The organism is Microbacterium candidum (assembly GCF_030315975.1).
Classification (GTDB): Bacteria; Actinomycetota; Actinomycetes; order Actinomycetales; family Microbacteriaceae; genus Microbacterium; species Microbacterium candidum.
In genome coordinates, this window is sequence record NZ_JASXSZ010000006.1 from 140,236 (window position 1) to 160,549 (window position 20,314).

A 20,314-nucleotide genomic window follows, 5' to 3' on the forward strand; every position below is an offset into this window, starting at 1 on the left:
GTCGGAGGCACATGGCGACGGCGACTATGCTTAGCCTCGCCTAACCCGATAGGAGCCTCTTCGTCATGCCCCTGCCCACCGTCCTGCTGCTCGGCTTCCTCGCCGGCGCCACCATCGTCCTGGGGATGCCGCTGGCACGGATCAAGGCGCCGATGCCGACGCTTCGGACCCTGCTCAACACGATCGCGGCCGGCATCCTGCTGTTCCTCTTCTGGGACGTCCTGGCGCATGCCTGGGAGCCGATCGACGTCGGCCTCGCCGCACTCCACGAGGGCAAGGGCTCGCTCGGACCCGTGTTCGGTCTCGGACTCCTGTTCGCGGGCGGTCTCGCGGTCGGCCTTCTCGGACTGACCTGGTACGAGGGGTGGATGAAGCGGCGCTCGGGTGAGGAGCACCTCCCGCCGCGCAAGCTCGCCCTCCTGATCGCCGTCGGGATCGGCCTCCACAACTTCGCGGAGGGTCTTGCGATCGGGCAGTCCGCAGCCTCCGGCGAGCTGCAGCTCGCGCTGGTCCTCGTCATCGGCTTCGCCCTGCACAACGCCACCGAGGGTTTCGGCATCGTCGCCCCGCTCGCCGCGGACGTCGACGAGAACGGCAGGCGCCGCATCCCGTCCTGGGCGCAGCTGCTCCTTCTCGCCCTGATCGGCGGCGGCCCGACGTTCCTCGGCACGTGGGTCGGCACGTTCTTCACGAGCGACATCGTGAGCGTCATCTTCCTGACGCTGGCCGCCGGATCGATCCTGTACGTCGTCATGCAGATGATCGGGATGGCGATGAAGGCCCGCCGCCCCGACCTGCTCGCGTACGGCGTGCTCATCGGACTCCTCGCCGGATTCGCCACGGACGCGATCGTCACCGCGGGCGGCGCTTGACGTTCTCCCAGGTCCGCGTGCGGCGCGTCCCAGGCGTTGTCCAGGAGGGCAGGGGCATCCTCGGGGGGTGAGCCCAACGCCCCGCACGCGCAGGAGGCGCATCTTCGCCCTGATCGGCGGCGCCGTCGCGATCGTCGTCCTCGTCGCCGGCACCATCGTCGCCGTCGACGTCATCGGCCTGTTCGCCGGCATCCACCGGTCCGAGGTCGCGATGCCGCGCGGCACGGCCGAACCCGGGGTGGCGCAGCTCACCGGCGAGACCAACATCCTCGTGATGGGGCTCGACAGCCGCGTCGACGAGAACGGCGACCCGTACCCCGCGGACATCTACAACGCGATCCACGCGGAGGACCAGTCGGTCGGCGGCTACAACACGAACGTGCTGATGTACATCCACATCCCGGCGGGCGGTGGGCCGGCTGTCGGCATCTCCATCCCGCGCGACGACTACGTGCAGTACGCCGGCGCGCCCGGCGGCACCACCCACGGCAAGATCAAGGAGGCCTACGGCCGCCAGTTCGACGCGACCTACTCGGCGCTGTTGCGCAAGGGCGGAATCTCGAAGACGGATGCGTACCAGCAGGCCCGCACGGCGGCCCGCCAGGAGGAGATCGACACGGTGTCGCAGTTCCTCGGCGGCGTGCCGATCGACCACTTCGTGGAGATCACGATGGCCGCGTTCTACCGCATCGCCCAGGCCGTCCAGCCGATCACGGTGTGCCTGAACCACGCGACCGCGGACCCGAAGTACTCCGGGGCGAACTTCCCGGCCGGTGTCCAGGAGATCAGCGCATCGCAGGCGATGGCGTTCGTGCGGCAGCGGCGGGACACGACCTACAAGAACGTGTTCCTCACCGACCTCGACCGCACGCGGCGCCAGCAGGCGTTCATCGTCTCGCTCGCCGTCAAGCTGCGCCACTCCGGCACCTTCACGGACCTCGGCACGATGCAGACCCTGATCGACACCGCGAAGCAGTATGTCGCGCTCGACAGCGGCTTCGACATCCTGAGCCTCGCCAACCAGGCGCAACGGCTGTCCGGAGGGGGTCTGAGCTTCCAGACGCTGCCGGTCGAGAAGTTCGGAATGATCCACGGCGAGAGCGTCAACATCGTCGACGTCAAGCGCATCCAGGCGATCGTCGCGGGGCTCCTGCATCCGGCGACCCCGACGGCCGCGCCGTCGACTCCGTCCTCGCCGCAGGGAACGGCCCCGGCGACGCCCGCAGCGCCGTCCACGCCCTCGAACGTGTACACCAACAGCGAGCAGCCGCTGCTGTCCGGTGCGGTGCCCTGTGTGAACTGACGACGCCCGCGCCGGTGGAGAGGTGATCCGGGCGGGGGCGCCCCGCCCGGATCACCTCGCTCCATCAGATCGCGGGGGCGGGCTCCTGCTCGAGCTCATCGGCGGAGGTGGACTCGGCATCCGCCTCCGATGCCGGTGCCGTCGACGTGCCGCGTCCGGCCGGGAGGAACAGGGCTGCGATCGCCCCGAGTCCCAGGGCGGCCGCGCCCACGAGCACGGCGGGGACCGCCGCATCCACGTACCCGGTGGGCGTGAGCTGACCGCCGGCGCCGGTGAACACGGCCGTGAGAACGGCGACGCCGAGCGCGGTGCCCACCTCGCGGACGGTGGAGTTGGTCCCGGACGCCTTCGCGTGGTCGGCCGCGGGCATGTTCGCCAGCACAGCGGTCGACAGCGGCGCGAACACGAGCGCCATGCCGACCCCCGCGAGGAGGAACGCCGGGACGAGGTCGATGTACGGGACGGTCGGGCTCATCTCCAGAGCCATCCACGTGAGCGCGATCGTCTGCATCGTGAGACCCGTCACGGCGAGGGCGCGGGTGCCGACGCGTGGGGCGAGCAGACCCGCGAGCGGGGCGATGAACATGGGCGCGAGCGTCCACGGCATCGTCTGCAGGCCCGCCTGCAACGGGGACGCGCCGCGAACGACCTGCAGATACTGGATCAGGATGAACACGGACCCGAACATGCCCAGGCTGAACAGCAGGCCGGCGATGTTCGCGACCGTGAAGCTGCGATCCCGGAAGAGGCGCAGGGGGAGCAGCGGGGCCGGCGTCCGGCGTTCCCAGAGGACGAACGCGATCAGCAGGGCGGCGCCGGCGACGAGGGAGCCCGTGACCTCGAGGCTGTCCCAGCCTGCGTCGTTGCCGCGCACGAGGCCGAAGACGATCCCGAGCACGCCGAGGCCGGCGAGGAACACCCCCACCAGGTCGATCGGCAGGCGCGCTCCGCGCGTGTTCGGCAGGGCGAAGAGGGCGAGCGGGATGGCGACGATCCCGACCGGGACGTTGAGCCAGAAGATCGCCTGCCAGTTCCAGCCTTCGACGACCGCTCCGCCGATGAGCGGGCCGAGTGCGACGCCGAGGCCGGCCACGCCGCCCCAGATGCCGATCATCGCGGGGCGCAGCCGGTCGGGCACGCTTCCGGCGAGGAGGGTCAGCGACAGTGGCATGATGCCGGCGGCGCCGAAGCCGGACAGGGCACGGCTGGCGGTCACCATCCACGGCTCGGTGCTGAGGGCGGATAACACGCTTCCGGCGGTGAAGACGCCGATCCCCAGGATGAAGACGGTGCGGCGGCCGATGCGGTCGCCGAGGGCCGCGGCGGCGAGGATGAACGACGCGAACGCGAGTGTGAACGCGTTCACGAACCACTGGAGCTCTTCGATGGACGCGCCGAGGTCGGCGCGCATCGCGGGCAGGGCGTTGGTGACGACGAGGTTGTCGAGCGTCGACATGAACATGGGGAGGGATGCCGCGACCACGGCGATCCAGACCGGGACGCGACGTGCGGAGGAGGTGGACATGGCGGCCTTCTGAAGAGAGGTTGTAATTGACTGATTACTTACCTGACCGAATGTAGCTATCGACTGATAACATGTCAAGCATGGTTTCGACATCCGATCGCATCCCCGCAGCGCAGCGGCGAGAGCAGATCATCGAGGCGGCGACGCGCGCGTTCGGCGAGCAGGGCTACTACGGCGCCACGACAGACCGCATCGCGCGTGAGGCCGGCATCAGCCAGCCCTACGTCCTCCGGCTGTTCGGGTCGAAGGAGCAGCTGTTCATCGAGGTCCTCGAGCGGGTGTGCGCCCGCATCCTGGAGTCCTTCGATGCGGCGATCACCGCCGTTCCGGAGGGAGTCGACGACATCCGCCCGTTCATCGGCGACGCCTATGTCTCGCTCGTGAAGACCGACCGCGGCATCCTGCTCTCGCTCATGCAGGGCTTCATCCTCGGCCACGACCCGGCGATCGGCCCCGTCGCGCGGCGCGGCTTCATGCGCATCTACGATCGCCTGCGGGCCGTGATGCCGGCCGACGACGCGATGCGCTTCATGGCGCAGGGCATGCTCATCAACACCCTCATCGCATCCGGGCTGCCGCTCGAGCTGAAGCACGGCCGGAACATCGAGGAACTCATGGAGTGCGCCTTCGGCGACGAACTCGGACTCGTCCTCGAGGAGCTGCACGCCGACGCGCGCGGCTGACGCGGATCCGAACATCGCAGCGATCTCCCACGCGATGTCGGAGGACTGGCATAGAACAGAAGTGTGCCCCCGGAGAATTACGATATCTCGACCCACCGGTTAAAAGCCGGTTGCTCTGCCTCTGAGCTACGGGGGCAGGCGGCGCGCGAGAAGACGTGCGGCACCTGCCGGCAGTCTAAGCCACTGTCCGAGTTCAACCGAAAGTCGTCGCGTCCCGATGGCCTGCAGGAGGTGTGCCGCGACTGCAACCGCGAGACATCTCGTCGCTACTATGCGAACAACCACGAGAAGCACGTGCGGGCCGTGACCGAGCGCGTCGCGAAGCAGCGGGTCGAGTCGAAGGCCTTTCTCGCCGAGTACTTGCGCGCGCATCCGTGCGTGGATTGCGGCAACCGGGATCTCCGTGTGCTCGACTTCGACCACAGACCGGGATCGGGCAAGAGTGCCGATGTCATGCGGTTGGTGGCCGGCGGCTACGGCATCCCGCGACTCCTCGACGAGATCGCCAAATGTGACGTGCGATGCCGCAACTGTCACGCGATCGTGACTCTCGAACGCGGCGGGGAGAACTGGCGCTCGCGGGCGATGCGCGAGCGATCGGCCGAATGAGCGCGCACGGCGGATACGCTCGGAGGGTGGCATCCGAGGATCAGAGCCCCGAGACCCTCAAGCACCTGCGGCGGGCGCGCGACCTCATGGACCGCGAGTACGCGGAGCCGCTCGACGTGCCCACGATGGCGGCGAAGGCGTTCATGTCGGCCGCGCACTTCAGCCGCGAGTTCAAGGTCGCGTACGGCGAGACGCCCTACGCCTACCTGATGACGAGGCGCATCGAGCGGGCGATGGCGCTGCTGCGCGACGGGATGTCGGTGACGGATGCGTGTACCGCCGTCGGCGCGACATCCCTCGGCTCGTTCAGCTCGACGTTCACGCGCCTCGTCGGCGAGACGCCGAGCTCGTACCGTTCGCGCCCGCACGAAGCGGTCGAAGCCATGCCGTCGTGCATGGCGATGGTGCTGACGCGCCCCACGCCCTTCGGGTGAGCAGGATCGGAGAAGCATCCGCGATCGGCGGCTCCTAGCGTTGGGGGCATGACAGACATCAGCCTCTCCTACAGCCCCATCACCGTCGACGACGTCGACGCGGGCATCGCGTTCTACCGCGACGCCCTCGGCCTCGACCTCGTGAACGATGTCGCGTCGGACGGCCACCGCTGGGTGTCGTTCGGCTTCTCCGGCCAGCCCGGCCTCATGCTCGTGCTCTCCGACCCCGGTGCCGGCCGCTCGCCCGAGGACGGCGACGCGCTGCACCGCCTGGTCGCGAAGGGATCGGGCCCCGGCCCGCTCGTGTTCAGCACCCCCGACCTCGATGCGACCTTCGAGCGCGTGCGCGCCGCGGGCGCCGAGGTGCTCCAGGAGCCCATGGTGCAGCCGTGGGGGCCGCGCGACTGCGCGTTCCGCGACCCGGCGGGCAACCTGATCCGCATCAACCAGGCGTGACTGCGTGCGCGCTCACCATTTGATGCTCCATGCGGATCAGATGGTGAGCGCAGCACCAGGGACCGGCCCCGGCATCCTGAGCCGCCGATACCCTGGAATCGATGACTGACGCACCCCGCGAGTACCACAAGCCGGTCCGACGCCCCGCTGAGCTCTTCGACCGCCTGTTCTCGGCGGAGGATCCTGCCGAGGTGTCGCGCGTCGCGCATTCGACGGCGGCCGCGCTGCTGGCGCGCGTGCGGGCGGACCCGGATGCGGCGACCGTCGAGCGTCTCGTCGCGTACACGGGTTCGCACGGCATCGACGACATCGCCGAGCTGTGGTCCCGGTCGCCCGCGCGCTCGCTGCCCGGAGCCCTCTGGCGGCTGTATCTCCTGCAGGTGATGATCCACGACGACCCGCACACCGCGGCGCTGCTGTACGCGCGCGGTCGCGCCGAGCTCTCGTCGGTCGACGAGGTGGTCGCGGGCGCGCCGACGCCCGCCGGCCCGGACGAGCTCGTCGCGCTGATCGACACGATCCTGCGCGGCCTCTTCGACGGCGACTTCGCGGTCGCGCTGGATCGCGCGGCGGCGTTCTGCCGTGTGCAGGCCGCCGGTGCGACGCACCTCGCCGACGACTACGAGCCCACGGAGCCCGAGCGTGCGTCGAGCTTCACGACGCGCGCGCTGCGCCTCGCCACCTACGCCGAGGACCTCGCGTCGTGCGCCGCCCTCTGGCGCCGTGACTCCCTCACCTGAGCTCGCCCCACCGCTCAGCGGAGTCCGGGCGCCGACGAGCGGAGTCGACTCGACGACGGGAGTGCGCTGACGCGGCATCCCGCAATCCGCTCGTCGAATGCACTCCGCTCGTCGAGTCAGAAGTCGCCTGATGAAGCCCACCTGAGCCCGGACATGCAAGAGCCGGGCCGCAGAACGCCTCTCGGCGCAAGGCCGCTCGGAGCGGCAGAAGATGGAGCCCGGGGTTACTGCGGCCCGGCTGATCCAGTGTAACGGACCGGCGACCGCGAACATTCCCGCCCTCTAGGCTCGAGCCATGACCTGGCGTTTCGCGCTCGTGATCGTCCCCATGCCCGCTCCACACGACGCCGGCGCGCCGGGCGGAGCCTCCGGGCGCGGGGGCGCACCTGCGGCATCCACCGACCCCGGCACCGAGTTCGCGGAGACGTTCGCGGTCGTCGATCCGGGGGCTCCTGCCCTCAGCGTCGGCGAGCTCAGCACGCAGCGCGGGGACGGCATCTTCGAGTCGATCGGCGTCGTCGACGGGCATGCGCAGGAGGTCGAGGCGCACCTCGAGCGGCTGGCGCATTCGGCTCAGCTGTGCGATCTGCCCGCGCCGAACCTCGCGCAGTGGCGGGAGGCGGTGGCCGCGGCGGCATCCCAGTGCCCGGCCGGGGAGTGCGTGATCAAGCTGATCCTCAGCCGCGGCATCGAGCACGGGCCCACGCCGACGGCATGGGTGACGGCGACCGAGGCAGCCGATTTCACCCGCGCGCGGGCCGGCATCCGGGTCGTGACCCTCGACCGCGGGTTCGACAGCGGCGCGCCCGCGCGCGCCCCGTGGCTCCTGCTCGGGGCGAAGACCCTGTCATACGCCGTGAACATGGCGGCGATCCGCGAGGCGCACCGACGGGGCGCGGATGACGCGATCTTCCTGTCCTCGGACGGCGTGGTGCTGGAGGGCCCGACATCCTCGGTCATCGTCCGCCGCGGGGACCGGTTCACGACGCCGGCGCCGGGGGCCGGCATCCTGCACGGCACGACCCAGTTGAGCGTGTTCGCCCACCTCGAGCACCTCGGCTTCGAGACCGCCTACGAGACGATCCCCGCGACCGCGCTCGCGACGGCGGATGCGGCGTGGCTCGTGTCGAGTGTGCGCCTGGCAGCCCCCATCCTGTCGATCGACGGCCACCCGCTCGCGGTCGACGCCGCTTTCAGCGCCGCATTGAACGAGTACCTCCTGAGCCCGCGCGACTGAGCCCGGGTCGAACAGGACCGCGGTCGGCGCGCACCCCCCTTGCCGGTCGGTGCGACCCAGGCGTAATCTCGGCGTTCGCTACGACGATTCGCAGTGCGACGACGTCCCCGACTCGATCGGGCGCCGCCGTGGAAGCTTCACCCCCGGGAGGCAGTCCGTGTCCAGGCGCATCACCACCGTTCTCGCCGTCGCCGCTCTCGCGCTCGGCGCCGCCGTCGCCTCGGCGACCCCCGCGCTCGGCGCGCCGGGGGACAGTCGTGCGGGCGGTCCGTCCACGATCCCGGGCGGGTTCAAGCATCTCGTCGTGATCTACGAGGAGAACCACTCGTTCGACAACCTCTACGGCGGGTGGGGCGCGGTAAACGGGCAGGCGGTCAACGGCACGCAGAGCGTTCCGCAGGTCGATCAGAACGGCACGCCGTTCGACTGCCTGGAGCAGAACGACGTCAACCTCGACGCCGTCACCCCCAAGACGTGCTCCGGGGGCGGCATCACGAGCGCGTTCACCAACCACACGTTCACGATCGACGACTTCATCAAGCCGACCGACACCACGTGCCCGGTGCCGGGGGTCTTTGCGAAGTTCGGCGTGCTGAACGGCACCGGCGAGCCCGGCGGCTGCACGCGCGACCTGGTCCACCGCTTCTACGAGGACCAGTACCAGGAGAACGGTGGTCTCATGAACCGGTACACGACCGGTTCGGATGCCGTCGGGCTCACACAGGGCCAGTACGACACCAAGCAGTTGCCCATCTACCAGTACCTGCACGGCGTGGGCGCTCCGAACTACGTGCTCGCCGACGACTTCTTCCAGGCGGCGTTCGGCGGCTCTTTCCTGAACCACCAGTGGCTGATCGCCGCGCGCACCCCTCTGGACACGTCGGCGAGCGTCACGAACTCGGTGCTCGATGCGAACGGCATGCCGGGCGCGTACCCGCTGTACACCCCGACGACAGGCCCGAGCACGCTGAAGAACACGCAGTGGACGGTCGCGTGCCCCGGGGGCGGCAACGACTACGCGGCGGCGTGCGGAGACTTCGCGGTCAACACGATCCAGCCGGCGTCCGCCCCGAACAGCGGAGGCCGCGCGCTGCCGCTCATCGACGACACCAAGTATCCGAACATCGGGGACCGGATGACGGCCGCGGGCATCTCGTGGAACTGGTACTCGGGTGGATGGGACGCCGCCGAGAACGGCCACCCCGGCCCGAACTTCCAGTTCCACCACCAGCCGTTCAACTACTTCGCCGCGTATGCGCCCGCGCAGCCGGGCGTGCCAGCGCAGCCGGGACGCAAACACCTGCAGGACGAGACGAAGTTCATCGCCGCGGCGAAGAACGGCACGCTGCCCACCGTGAGCTTCGTGAAGCCCTATGGCGATGAGAACGAGCACCCCGGATATGCGAGCGAGCCGGACGGCAGTGATCACCTCGTCGATCTGCTGAAGACGATCACGAGCGGACCGGATGCGAAGAACACACTGATCGTCGTGACGTACGACGAGTTCGGCGGGCAGGCGGACCACGTCGCGCCGCCGGTCGTCGACAAGTGGGGTCCGGGAACCCGCATCCCCGCCCTCCTCGTCAGCGCGAAGTTCACGTCCTCGGGCGTCGACCACACGCAGTACGACACGACGTCGATCCTCGCCACGATCGAGAAGTCGTTCCACCTCGCACCGCTCGGCACCCGCGACGCGAAGGTCAACCCGCTCTTCGACGGGATCCGCATGGGTCTCGACGGCTGAGCCGACCCGGAACGAGGGATGCCTCGGCCCTGCACAGGGCCGAGGCATCCATCATCGTGACTGAAGCGCGATCAGATCACCCGAAGCGGCCGGACACGTAGTCCTCCGTCGCCTGCACGGACGGCGTCGTGAAGAGGGTGCTCGTGTCGTTGTACTCGATGAGCCTGCCGGGCTTGCCGGTGCCGGCGATGTTGAAGAACGCGGTCTTGTCGGACACCCGCGAGGCCTGCTGCATGTTGTGCGTCACGATGACGATCGTGTATGTCTCCTTGAGCTCCTCGATCAGCTCCTCGATCGCGTACGTCGAGATCGGGTCGAGGGCCGAGCACGGCTCGTCCATGAGGAGGACCTGCGGTGCGACGGCGATCGCACGCGCGATACAGAGGCGCTGCTGCTGACCGCCGGACAGGCCCGAGCCCGGCTTCTCGAGGCGGTCCTTGACCTCGTTCCAGAGGTTCGCGCCGCGCAGGGACTTCTCGACGAGGGCGTCGGCGTCGGACTTCGGCATCCGCTTGCTGTTCAGGCGCACGCCCGCCAGCACGTTCTCCTTGATCGACATCGTCGGGAACGGGTTCGGGCGCTGGAAGACCATGCCCACTTGGCGCCGCACCGCCACGGGGTCGACGCTGGAGCCGTACAGGTCGTCGCCGTCGAGCAGCACCTGGCCCTCGACGCGTGCGCCGGGGATGACTTCGTGCATGCGGTTGAGCGTGCGCAGGAACGTGGACTTGCCGCAGCCGGACGGGCCGATGAAGGCGGTCACGCTGCGCGGCTCGATGTGCAGGGACACGCCCTCCACGGCGAGGAAGTCGCCGTAGTAGACGTTGAGGTCGTTGACTTCGATGCTCTTGGACACGATGTGCTTTCTAGGATATGCCGCTTCAGCGGCCGTACTTCGGGGCGAACCAGCGGGCGATCATGCGCCCGATGAAGTTCAGCGCCATGACGATGAGCATGAGGGTGAAGGCCGCCGTCCACGCCCGGTCGACGGACGCCTGAGCCGCGGTGCCGGCGGCCTGCATGTACTGCGTGTAGATGAAGACCGGCAGGGTCATCATCCGGTCCTCCGTCCAGTTGTAGTTCATGCTGAACGTGAAGCCGGTGACGATGAGTAGCGGCGCCGTCTCGCCGATCACGCGCGAGATCGCGAGCATGATGCCGGTGACGATTCCGGCGAGCGAGGTCGGCAGCACGATGCGCAGGATCGTGCGCCACTTGGGCACGCCGAGCGCGTACGACGCCTCGCGCAGGTCGTTCGGGACGAGCTTCAGGATCTCCTCGCACGACCGGACGACGACCGGGATCATCAGGACGGACAGGGCGATCGAGCCCATCAGGCCGGTGCGGATGGCGGGGCCGAACACCAGCGCGAAGAGCGCGAACGTGAACAGGCCCGCGACGATCGACGGGATGCCGGTCATGACGTCGACGAAGAACGTGATGCCGCGCGCCAGGCGCCCGTGGCCGTACTCCACGAGGTAGATCGCGGTGAGAAGGCCCACGGGGATCGAGATGAGGCACGTGCCGAGCGTGATGATGAGCGTGCCGACGATGGCGTGCAGCGCGCCGCCTCCCGCACCGACGACATTGCGCATCGACTCCGAGAAGAACGGGACGTCGAAGCGGGCGAGGCCGTTGCCGACCACCGTCCACACGAGCGAGACGAGCGGCAGGAGGGCGATGATGAACGCTGAGATCACGAGCGAGGTCACCAGGCGGTCCTTCGCGCGGCGCGCGCCCTCGACGATGCGGGACAGCAGCCACAGAAGGGCGACGAAGAGGACCGTCCCGAAGAACAGCGTGCCGACGAGGTTGAACGCGTGGTCGGAGGAGGCGACGGCCACGAGGCCGAAGATCGCGCCGACGACGATCCAGCTGCCGACGAGCACCATCCAGGCGGTGCCGCGGGGGAGGCGTCCCGCGGTGAGCGAGGGAGCGTGCGACGCGACGCGGGCGGGGGCGGCGACGGATGCGGCCATCAGTTGGCTCCCGAGAATTCCTTGCGGCGGCCGACGATCCAGCGCGCGAGCATGTTGACGATGAGGGTCACGATGAACAGCACGAGGCCCGACGCGATGAGCGCGTTCACCCCGAGGCCGGTGGCCTCGGGGAACTGGTTCGCGATGTTCGCGGCGATCGTGTTCGGATTCTGCGCCTGCAGCACGAAGAAGTTGATGATGAATGCGGGGGAGAGCACCATCGCGATGGCGATCGTCTCGCCGAGCGCGCGGCCGAGCCCCAGCATGATGGCCGAGACGATGCCGCTGCGCGCGAACGGCAGCACCGCCATCCGCACCATCTCCCACTTGGTCGCGCCGAGCGCGAGCGCGGCCTCTTCGTGGAGGCGGGGGGTCTGCAGGAAGACCTCGCGCATGATGGCGGTCATGATCGGGATGATCATGACCGCGAGGACGATCGCGGCGGTGAGGATCGTGCGGCCGGTGCCGGAGATGGGCGGGGCGAACGGCGGGAACCAGCCCATGTATTCGCCGAGCCACATGTAGAACGGCTGCACGAACGGCGCGAGCGCGACGATGCCCCAGAGGCCGTAGACCACCGACGGGATCGCCGCGAGCAGATCGATGATGTAGCCGAACGTCTGGGCGACGCGCCGCGGTGCGTAGTGCGAGATGAAGAGGGCGATCGCGATCGACAGCGGCGTCGCGATGATGAGTGCGAGGAGCGCGGCCCACACCGTGCCGAAGGTGATCGGTGCGACGTACTGCCAGAAGCCCGTCGCATTGTTCGGCAGGTCGCCGGGGTGGGCGAAGAGCGCCGGGATGCTCTGGATGATGAGGAACAGGGCGACGGCGGCCAGCGTGGCGAGGATCAGGGACCCTGCGACGACGGTCGTCGTGGAGAACACGCGATCGCCGAGGCGGACTTTCGCCTTCGGCGCTGCTGCCTTCGGGAGGGCGGCTGTTGTCGTCATCCGATTCCTTCTCGTGCGGGACGCCCGGCCGAGAGCTGACCTCGGCCGGGCGTCTGCGACTTACTTGTTAATGCTCGCGGCTGCCGCGGAGACCTTCTTGGCGAGGTCTGCCGACAGCGGCGCGGAGCCGGCCTGCGTCGCGGCGGTCTGCTGGGCCGCGTCGGAGGCGATGTACTGCACGTAGCCGCTGACCAGCGCGGCCTTCGCCGCATCGGTGTAGTTCTGGCACGCGATGACGTACGACACGAGGACGAGCGGCCATGCGCCCGCCTGGGTGTCCTTGCGGTTGATCTGGATCGCCAGGTCGTTCGCGGCGCGGCCCGAGACCAGCGGCGAGTCGGCGACGACCTTGGCGGCGCCCTCGGCCGAGATCTTGTTGAACGAGTCGCCGACCTTCAGCTGCGCGACCTGAAGGCCCGAGGTGCCGATGCCCGACTCGTCGACGTACGTGATCGAGTTCTGGGCGTTCTTGGCGGCCGCGACGACCCCCGAGGTGCCCTTGGCGGCGTCGCCGACCTGGAACGGGAAGGTCTGGGCGGCCGGGGCCGTCCAGGCGTCAGGCGCGTTCTGAGCCAGGTAGTCGGTGAAGTTCTGGGTCGTGCCCGAGTCGTCCGAGCGGTGCACGACCGTGATGGTCGCGTCCGGGAGCGACGCGCCGCTGTTGAGCGCGGCGATCGCCGGGTCGTTCCACTTGGTGACCTTGCCGGAGAAGATCTTGGCGATCGTCTCGGCGTCGAGCTTGAGGTCCTTCACGCCCGGCACGTTGTACGCGACGGCGATCGGGGAGATGTAGACCGGCAGGTCGATGGCCTTGGTGCCGGGCTTGCACAGGGCGAAGGTGCCCGCGAGCTCCTCGTCCTTCAGCGCGGCGTCGGAGCCGGCGAAGTCGGCGGCGCCCGAGATGAACGACTTGCGGCCGGCCCCCGAGCCCTGGGGGTCGTAGTTGATGGTGAGACCGTTGTTCGCGGTCTGGATGCCGGCGATCCACGCGGTCTGCGCGGCGCCCTGCGCCGACGAGCCGATGCCGTTCAGGGTCCCGGAGAGCTTCGGGGCGTCGGAGGCGGGGGCGCTCGTCGAGGGCGCGCCGCCCTCGTTCGAGGCGCAACCGGCGAGGGCGAGGACCGCGACGGCGGCCACGGCGCCCAGCTGGGCGATGCGGGAGAGCTTCACTGTGTGAATCCTTCACGTGTCAGGGTGTCGAGCCCGGTGCAGGCTCGGGCACGACCGTAGACATCGACTCTTAAGAGAGTGCGCTGTGCCGGTGAACGGAAGGTGAACGACCGCGGGATCTCGCGGATATCCGGGTATAAGCGGGCGGAGATCTCGATGCGGATGCCTCTCGAGTCGGCCATCCCGCTCCGCTAGCGTATGCGCCATGGGGAAGACGACGAAGGCGGAACGGCAGGCGTTCGATGCGCTCGAGGACGTTGCGGGCGCGGCCAAGATCGCGAAGAAGGTGGCGAAGGATCTCTCCGGCAAGCAGGCGAAGAAGCTGCGCGCCGCCGCATCCGACGCCTTCGATGTGGCGGACACCTCGAAGAAGGCCGTCCGCAAGCATCCGAAGCGCGTACGCAAGGAGGCGGAGAAGGCGACGGATGCGGTCCTCGCCGCAACCGACAAGGCGCTGCGCAAGGTCGAGATCGCCCGTGCCGAGGCGGCCGAGGCGAAGGCGGTCAAGCGAGCGAAGGCTGCGGCTAAGAGGTCGAGAGACGCCGAGGTGACCGTGGAGGTGGTCTCCGTCGACGTCATCACGGTGGACGATGTCGACGCAGAGCTCGATCAGCTGGTCGCGGGACTCGAGATGGTCGACGAGTCCGAGCTCGAGGCGATCGAGGTCGTCGTCGAGGAGGTCCTGGATGAGGCGGGCGTCGTCGACGAGGGAGCCGAGCCCGTCGGAATCGGGGTCGAAGGCGATGCCACGGATGCCGGCGATATCGAGGTCGAGCTCGCCGCGCTGACGGTGGTCGTGCTGCGCGCCCGCGCCCGCGATGCGGGGTACTCCGGATATTCGCGCCTGACGAAGGCGCAGCTGATCGAACTGCTCTCCTGACGTGGCTGCGACGCCGGGGCATCCGCCCGAGGGGCCCGATCAGCGGGTGCTGGATCGATCGGAGCTCGCACCCGCGCCGCGCACACTGATCGACATCCTGCGCGAGACGACCCGCCGGAACCCGGAGGCGTCCGCGATCGACGACGGATCCGTCGTCCTGAGCTACCGCGAGCTGATGGCGGCTGTCAGCCGCACGGCGGTGCGGCTGCACGACGCCGGCGTCCGGCGCGGCGACCGGGTGGGCGTTCGCGTCCCCTCCGGCGCGAAGGAGCTCTACGTCTCGATCCTCGGCGTGCTCGCGGCAGGTGCCGCGTACGTCCCGGTGGATGCGGACGACCCCGACGAGCGGGCGCGGCTCGTCTTCGGGGAGGCGAAGGTGCGCGGGATCATCGGCGCGGGCGGCGCGTACACCCCGGCGGCGGGTGAGACGGCCGAGCCGGATGCGGCATCCCCGCTGTTCGACGGCACGGCCCCGCATCCGAGCACCCACTCCGTCGTGACGGTGCCGCCGCCCGCCCCCGAGGACGACGCCTGGATCATCTTCACGTCCGGCTCCACCGGCGTCCCGAAAGGCGTGGCGGTCTCGCACCGGTCGGCGGCCGCCTTCGTCGACGCGGAGGCGCGCCTGTTCCTGCAGGATGCGCGGCTCGGTCCGGGCGACCGCGTGCTCGCGGGGCTCTCCGTCGCGTTCGACGCCTCGTGCGAGGAGATGTGGCTCGCCTGGCGGCACGGGGCGTGCCTCGTTCCTGCGCCGCGGTCGCTGGTGCGCTCCGGGGAGGATCTCGCGCCGTGGCTCATCCGCCAAGGCATCAGCGTCGTCTCCACCGTGCCGACGCTCGCCGCGATGTGGCCGGCCGAGTCGATCGAGAACGTGCGGCTGCTGATCTTCGGCGGGGAGGCCGTTCCTCCCGACCTCGCCGCGGGCCTCGTCTCCGAGGGACGCGAGGTGTGGAACACGTACGGTCCCACCGAGGCGACGGTCGTCGCGTGCGCGGCGCTCATGGACGGCACGGGTCCCGTCCGCATCGGCCTGCCGCTGGACGGCTGGGCGCTTGCCGTCGTCGACGCCGAGGGCGTACGGGTCGCTGCCGGGCAGGCAGGCGAGCTGATCATCGGCGGCGTGGGTCTCGCGCGCTATCTCGACCCGGTCAAAGACCTCGAGAAGTACGCGCCGATGCCCGAGCTCGGGTGGGACCGCGCCTACCGCTCCGGCGACCTCGTCCGTTACGAACCGGAGGGTCTCGTCTTCCAGGGGCGTGCCGACGACCAGGTGAAGGTCGGCGGGCGTCGCATCGAGCTCGGCGAGGTCGAGTCGGCACTGCAGGAGCTTCCGGGCGTCACGGGCGCGGCGGCCGCGGTGCGGACGACGGATGCCGGGGTGCCGGTGCTCGTCGGCTACCTCGTCGCGGTGGACCCGTCCGGGTTCGACCGGGCGGCGGCTCGGGCGCTGCTCGCCGAGCGCCTTCCCGCCGCGATCGTGCCCCTGCTCGCCGTCGTCGACGAGCTGCCCGTGCGCACATCGGGCAAGGTCGATCGGGCGGCCCTGCCGTGGCCGCTCCCGGGAGTGGAGGCGCCCGCGCCGGGGCTCAGCCCGGCCGAGGCGTGGCTCGCCGAGCAGTGGCAGGCGGTGCTGGGTCTCCCGGTGCCGGACCGCAAGGCAGACTTCTTCGACCTCGGCGGCGGCTCCCTCGCGGCGGCGCAGCTCGTCTCCCGGCTGCGGGCGAAGGTGCCGGAGTTCTCGGTCGCCGACATCTACGACGTGCCGCGCCTCGGCGCGATGGCCAAGGCGCTCGGCCCGTTCCTCGAGGCGGACGAGCCGCAGGCGTTCCACCGTCCGGAGCCGACCCCGCGGTCGACGCAGTGGGTGCAGACGCTCGCCGGTGCGCCGCTGTTCATCCTCACCGGGGTCCGCTGGCTCCTGTACCTGCTGACGGCGAGCAGCATCCTGCGGCTGTTCCCCGGATTCGACTCGCTGCCGTCCGTGCCCTGGTGGGTCCTCGTCATCGGCCTCGTGATCTTCGCGACCCCGTTCGGGCGCATGACGCTGTCGGTCATCGCCGCGCGGCTGCTGCTGGCGGGAGTCGCGGCCGGCGACTACCCGCGCGGCGGCGCGGTCCACCTGCGGCTGTGGCTCGCGGAGCAGATCGCGGACCAGGTGGACGCCGTCGGCCTCGCCGGCGCACCCTGGGTCACCTACTACGCCCGCGCGCTCGGAGCGAAGATCGGCCGTGATGTCGACATGCACACGCTCCCGCCGATCACGGGGATGCTCGACATCGGCGACGGCGCCTCGATCGAGCCGGAGGTGGACCTCCGCGGCTCCTGGATCGACGGAGACGTCCTACGCATCGGCGGTATCCGCATCGGCGCCGAGGCGACGGTCGGTGCGCGCAGCACGCTGGCGCCCGGGACGCGCATCGGCCGCCGCGCGGAGATCGCGCCGGGCTCGGCCGTCTTCGGGCGCGTGCGGGCCGATCAGACGTGGGCCGGCTCACCCGCCGAACGCGTCGGCGGCACCGCGGTCGACTGGCCGCAGGGGCGCCCACCGCACCGCACGAGCTGGCTGTGGGCGTATGCGGCGTCCGCCGTGGGGCTCGCGCTGCTGCCGATCGTCTCCTTCGCGGTGGGCGCTCTGGTCCTCGCGCAGGGGATGCGCGGCGCAGCCGACCTCGCCGATGCGATGGGGCGCGCCTTCGCGTGGCTCATCCCGGCGACGCTCGTCGTCGGTCTCGTGTTCGCCGGCGCCGTCGTCGTGCTGGTCCGGCTCCTGTCCCTCCGGCTCGCGGAGGGCACGTATCCGATCCGGAGCCGCCCGGCGTGGCAGGCGTGGACGATCGAGCGTCTCCTCGACTCGGCGAGGACGATCCTCTTCCCGCTGTATTCGAGCCTGTTCACCCCGGTGTGGCTGCGGATGCTTGGTGCGCGCGTCGGCCGCGATGTCGAGGCATCCACCGTTCTTCTCATCCCGTCCATGACGCAGATCGAGGATGGCGCGTTCCTCGCCGATGACACGATGGTCGCCTCCTACGAACTGCACGCAGGGTGGCTGCGCCTCGGGAGCGTGCGGATCGGCAAGCGCGCGTTCCTCGGGAACTCCGGGATGGCGGCGCCCGGACACCGCGTGCCGCGCGACGGTCTCGTCGCGGTGCTGTCCTCCGCCCCGGTCAAGGCCAAGGCAGGGTCGTCGTGGCTCGGCTCGCCCGCCGTGCGCCTGCGGCGACTGTCCGCCACCGGCGACGAGAGCCGCACGTACAACCCGCCGTTCGGACTTCGCCTCGCGCGGTCGCTGTGGGAGCTCGGCCGGATCGTGCCGGTGTTCGTATCCTGCGCCATCGGACTGCTCGTGCTGTTCGCACTCGCCGCTCTCGTCGAGTCGATCGGCCCCTGGTGGACGCTGCTCCTATCGGGGCTCGTGATGCTCGCCGCGGGTGCGGTGGCCGCCGGCGTCTCGACCCTGGTCAAGTGGATCGTGGTCGGGCCCATCCATCCGGGGGAGAAGCCGCTGTGGTCGAGCTTCGTCTGGCGCACCGAAGTGTCCGACACGTTCACCGAGATGGTCGCCGCCCCCTGGTTCGCACGCGCGGCCGCCGGCACGCCCGCGCTCGCGGTGTGGCTGCGCAGCCTCGGCTCGACCATCGGCCGCGGCGTGTGGTGCGACAGCTACTGGCTCCCCGAGCCCGACCTCGTGACCCTCGGCGACGGAGCGACGGTCAACCGCGGCTGCGTCGTGCAGACGCACCTGTTCCATGATCGAATCATGAGCATGGATGCCGTCGAACTCGAGGCCGGAGCGACCCTCGGCCCGCACAGCGTGATCCTGCCCGCCGCCACGATCGGCGCCCACGCGACGGTCGGTCCCGCGTCCCTCGTGATGCGCGGCGAGACCGTCCCCGTCGGCAGCAGGTGGAGCGGCAACCCCATCGGCCCCTGGCGTGCGGTGAAGGTCCGCTCGTACCAGTCGTCGTGAGCGACCCGTACACGCCGCAGAGCGGCGATCCGTCGTTCGATGTCGAGTCGTACGACCTCGACCTCGCGTACAAGGTGCGCGTCAACCGGCTGGAGGGACGCGCGGTCATCAACGCCGTCGCCGCCCTGCCGCTCCGTTCGTTCGCGCTGGACCTCGTGGGCCTGCGCGCCACGCGGGTGCGCGTCGACGGGGATCGCCGCACGACGTTCCGGCAGGGCGCCCACGGGCTGCGGGTGACGCCGCCCGCGCCGCTGGCAGCGGGCGAGGCGTTCTCCGTCGAGGTCGTGTACGCCGGGGCCCCGGTGCCGCGCCGCACCCGGTGGGGGACCATCGGCTGGGAAGAGCTCGAGAACGGCGCGCTCGTCGCGTCGCAGCCGATCGGCGCTCCGACGTGGTTCCCGTGCAACGACCGCCCGGACGATCGCGCGCAGTTCCGGATCCGGATCCGGACGGACGCCCCCTACACGCCGATCGCGACCGGCGTCCGTCTGTCGGCGGGCCGTGCCGGAGGCATGTCCACGGCCGTCTACGAATCGCACGTCCCCACGGCGACGTATCTCGTCGCGGTGCACGTCGGCGACTACCGCGAGACACCTCTCGACGGGCCGGTCCCCATCGCCCTCGCCCATCCGGCGCCCCTCGCGGTGGCCGCCCGGACGGCCTTCGCGGATGTCCCGCGCATGCTCGAGGTCTTCGGCGACGCGTTCGGGCCATACCCGCAGGAGTCGTGCACGATCGTCGTCACCCCCGACGATCTGGAGATCCCGCTCGAGGCGCAGGGACTCGCCGTCTTCGGCGCGAATCATCTGGACGCCGCATCCCACCGCCTCGTCGCGCACGAGCTCGCCCACCAGTGGTTCGGCAACAGCGTCGGGCTGGCGCGCTGGCGGGACATCTGGCTCAATGAGGGCTTCGCCTGCTATGCCGAGTGGATCTGGTCGGAGGCGTCGGGCGGGCCGAGCGCCGACGCGCTCGCCCGCGAGCATTACGAGCTCGTGCGCGCCGAGCCCCAGGATCTGCTGCTGACCGATCCCGGCCCGGACGACATGTTCGACGACCGCGTGTACAAGCGCGGAGCGCTGGCCCTCCACGCCCTGCGGATGACGCTGGGGGATGACGCGTTCTTCGACCTCGTGCGCGACTGGACGACCCGCCATCGGCATGCGCTCGTGACGACCGACGACTTCCGGGCGCTCGTCGCGGCTGCCGGGCACGCGGAGCTCCTCGCGGAGTGGATCGACCGGATGCCGCTCCCAGCACTCCCGCCGCTCAGGATGCCGCGCGGAACGCAGCGCTGACCACGAGGTCGTCCGGCGCCGTGACGTCGACGCCGCGATACCGGCGCTCACCCTCGCCGTCCCGTCCCGGCACGACCGCCGTCCACTCCGACCCGTCCGGTGTGATGCGCACCGACTCCGGGGCGACCCGAAGGCCGCGACCGTCGGCCTTCAGCGCGGCCTCGACCCGCGTCCACGCGCGTGCGCCGGGCGTTCCAGCCGGTTCCGCGTCGATCCCGAAGGCCGTCGCATCCGCCGCCGGCATCACACCGACGACGGCGACCTCACCGGCGTACGACACGCTCGCCCGCCACGGCGTGCCCGGCAGCTGAACAGGACCGTGCGGGCCGCCGCAGAACGGGCACGGCGCGACGATGTCGACGTCGCCCACGAGCTCGCGCACCAGCGCCCATGCCGTGTCGCGGCGCGCGGTCCCGGGAGGTACGGGCCGCCACGCGATCCGCAGGCCGTCGATCACCGCACTC

The 20,314-nt window shown here is 70.2% G+C and carries 18 protein-coding genes and 1 tRNA gene; 12 read left to right on the forward strand and 7 right to left on the reverse strand.

All coding sequences use genetic code 11. From position 1 onward, the window contains the following. The first annotated feature begins 65 nt into the window (after nucleotides 1–65). Nucleotides 66–872, forward strand: a complete 807-nt coding sequence (locus QSV35_RS17045; protein WP_286290025.1) for a ZIP family metal transporter — start codon at nucleotides 66–68, stop codon at nucleotides 870–872. A 67-nt stretch (nucleotides 873–939) separates the two neighbouring features. Further along, entirely contained in the window at nucleotides 940–2,175 is a 1,236-nt protein-coding gene (locus QSV35_RS17050) for an LCP family protein (protein WP_286290026.1), read from the forward strand. Nucleotides 2,176–2,239: 64 nt separating this feature from the next. Here QSV35_RS17050 and QSV35_RS17055 read toward each other — a convergent pair whose 3' ends face one another. After that, the gene (locus QSV35_RS17055; RefSeq protein WP_286290027.1) at nucleotides 2,240–3,700 is read right to left on the reverse strand and encodes a DHA2 family efflux MFS transporter permease subunit; all 1,461 of its coding nucleotides are present in this window, start codon (nucleotides 3,698–3,700) and stop codon (nucleotides 2,240–2,242) included. A gap of 80 nt (nucleotides 3,701–3,780) precedes the next feature. On the opposite strand from QSV35_RS17055, the gene QSV35_RS17060 reads away from it, so the two are divergent. Next, nucleotides 3,781–4,383, forward strand: a complete 603-nt coding sequence (locus tag QSV35_RS17060) for a TetR/AcrR family transcriptional regulator (RefSeq protein ID WP_286290028.1) — start codon at nucleotides 3,781–3,783, stop codon at nucleotides 4,381–4,383. A gap of 64 nt (nucleotides 4,384–4,447) precedes the next feature. Here QSV35_RS17060 and QSV35_RS17065 read toward each other — a convergent pair. Beyond that, a tRNA-Lys gene (locus tag QSV35_RS17065) sits at nucleotides 4,448–4,519 on the reverse strand. A 167-nt stretch (nucleotides 4,520–4,686) separates the two neighbouring features. Between QSV35_RS17065 and QSV35_RS17070 the strand changes: the two genes are divergently transcribed. The 6 genes from QSV35_RS17070 to QSV35_RS17095 all read left to right on the forward strand — a co-directional run bounded on the left by QSV35_RS17070 (nucleotide 4,687) and on the right by QSV35_RS17095 (nucleotide 9,603). Next, nucleotides 4,687–4,992, forward strand: coding sequence for a hypothetical protein (locus QSV35_RS17070; protein WP_286290029.1), 306 nt, complete (start codon nucleotides 4,687–4,689; stop codon nucleotides 4,990–4,992). Nucleotides 4,993–5,078: 86 nt separating this feature from the next. Next, nucleotides 5,079–5,426 (forward strand): helix-turn-helix transcriptional regulator, encoded by a 348-nt coding sequence (locus QSV35_RS17075; RefSeq protein WP_286290285.1) that lies wholly within the window; start codon nucleotides 5,079–5,081, stop codon nucleotides 5,424–5,426. Between the two features lie 48 nt (nucleotides 5,427–5,474). Then, nucleotides 5,475–5,882 (forward strand): VOC family protein, encoded by a 408-nt coding sequence (locus tag QSV35_RS17080; RefSeq protein ID WP_286290030.1) that lies wholly within the window; start codon nucleotides 5,475–5,477, stop codon nucleotides 5,880–5,882. Nucleotides 5,883–5,983: 101 nt separating this feature from the next. Next, the gene (locus tag QSV35_RS17085) at nucleotides 5,984–6,622 is read left to right on the forward strand and encodes a DNA-directed RNA polymerase subunit beta (RefSeq protein ID WP_286290032.1); all 639 of its coding nucleotides are present in this window, start codon (nucleotides 5,984–5,986) and stop codon (nucleotides 6,620–6,622) included. Between the two features lie 295 nt (nucleotides 6,623–6,917). Continuing rightward, on the forward strand, nucleotides 6,918–7,859 hold the full coding sequence (locus QSV35_RS17090) for an aminodeoxychorismate lyase (protein WP_419956864.1): 942 nt from the start codon (nucleotides 6,918–6,920) through the stop codon (nucleotides 7,857–7,859). A gap of 157 nt (nucleotides 7,860–8,016) precedes the next feature. Next, nucleotides 8,017–9,603, forward strand: a complete 1,587-nt coding sequence (locus tag QSV35_RS17095) for an alkaline phosphatase family protein (protein WP_286290034.1) — start codon at nucleotides 8,017–8,019, stop codon at nucleotides 9,601–9,603. A gap of 76 nt (nucleotides 9,604–9,679) precedes the next feature. On the opposite strand, the gene pstB is transcribed toward QSV35_RS17095, so the two are convergent. The 4 genes from pstB to pstS are packed head-to-tail and all read right to left on the reverse strand — an operon-like array spanning nucleotide 9,680 to nucleotide 13,705. Continuing rightward, complete coding sequence (pstB, locus tag QSV35_RS17100; RefSeq protein WP_286290035.1) at nucleotides 9,680–10,459, reverse strand: phosphate ABC transporter ATP-binding protein PstB; 780 nt, start codon at nucleotides 10,457–10,459, stop codon at nucleotides 9,680–9,682. Between the two features lie 25 nt (nucleotides 10,460–10,484). Beyond that, a complete protein-coding gene (gene pstA, locus QSV35_RS17105; protein ID WP_286290037.1) occupies nucleotides 10,485–11,582 on the reverse strand; it encodes a phosphate ABC transporter permease PstA in 1,098 nt (365 codons plus the stop codon). Beyond that, nucleotides 11,582–12,535, reverse strand: coding sequence for a phosphate ABC transporter permease subunit PstC (gene pstC / locus QSV35_RS17110; RefSeq protein ID WP_286290039.1), 954 nt, complete (start codon nucleotides 12,533–12,535; stop codon nucleotides 11,582–11,584). The genes pstA and pstC overlap by 1 nt, the downstream gene beginning before the upstream one ends. Nucleotides 12,536–12,595: 60 nt before the next feature. Continuing rightward, nucleotides 12,596–13,705: a phosphate ABC transporter substrate-binding protein PstS gene (gene pstS, locus QSV35_RS17115; RefSeq protein ID WP_286290041.1), complete on the reverse strand. Its 1,110-nt coding sequence runs from the start codon at nucleotides 13,703–13,705 to the stop codon at nucleotides 12,596–12,598. Nucleotides 13,706–13,910: 205 nt separating this feature from the next. On the opposite strand from pstS, the gene QSV35_RS17120 reads away from it, so the two are divergent. Genes QSV35_RS17120 through QSV35_RS17130 form a run of 3 tightly spaced genes read left to right on the forward strand, consistent with a single transcriptional unit; the run spans nucleotide 13,911 to nucleotide 19,850 of the window. Continuing rightward, nucleotides 13,911–14,585 (forward strand): hypothetical protein, encoded by a 675-nt coding sequence (locus tag QSV35_RS17120; protein WP_286290042.1) that lies wholly within the window; start codon nucleotides 13,911–13,913, stop codon nucleotides 14,583–14,585. 1 nt (nucleotide 14,586) lies between these two features. Then, a complete protein-coding gene (locus QSV35_RS17125) occupies nucleotides 14,587–18,552 on the forward strand; it encodes a Pls/PosA family non-ribosomal peptide synthetase (protein WP_419956865.1) in 3,966 nt (1,321 codons plus the stop codon). Then, nucleotides 18,549–19,850 carry a M1 family metallopeptidase gene (locus QSV35_RS17130; RefSeq protein WP_286290044.1) on the forward strand — a complete coding sequence of 434 codons (1,302 nt, stop codon included), beginning with the start codon at nucleotides 18,549–18,551 and terminating at the stop codon, nucleotides 19,848–19,850. Before QSV35_RS17125 ends, QSV35_RS17130 begins: the two co-directional genes overlap by 4 nt. On the opposite strand, the gene QSV35_RS17135 is transcribed toward QSV35_RS17130, so the two are convergent. Next, nucleotides 19,822–20,307 (reverse strand): 4'-phosphopantetheinyl transferase family protein, encoded by a 486-nt coding sequence (locus QSV35_RS17135; protein ID WP_286290045.1) that lies wholly within the window; start codon nucleotides 20,305–20,307, stop codon nucleotides 19,822–19,824. The genes QSV35_RS17130 and QSV35_RS17135 overlap by 29 nt on opposite strands. Between the last annotated feature and the right edge of the window lie 7 nt (nucleotides 20,308–20,314).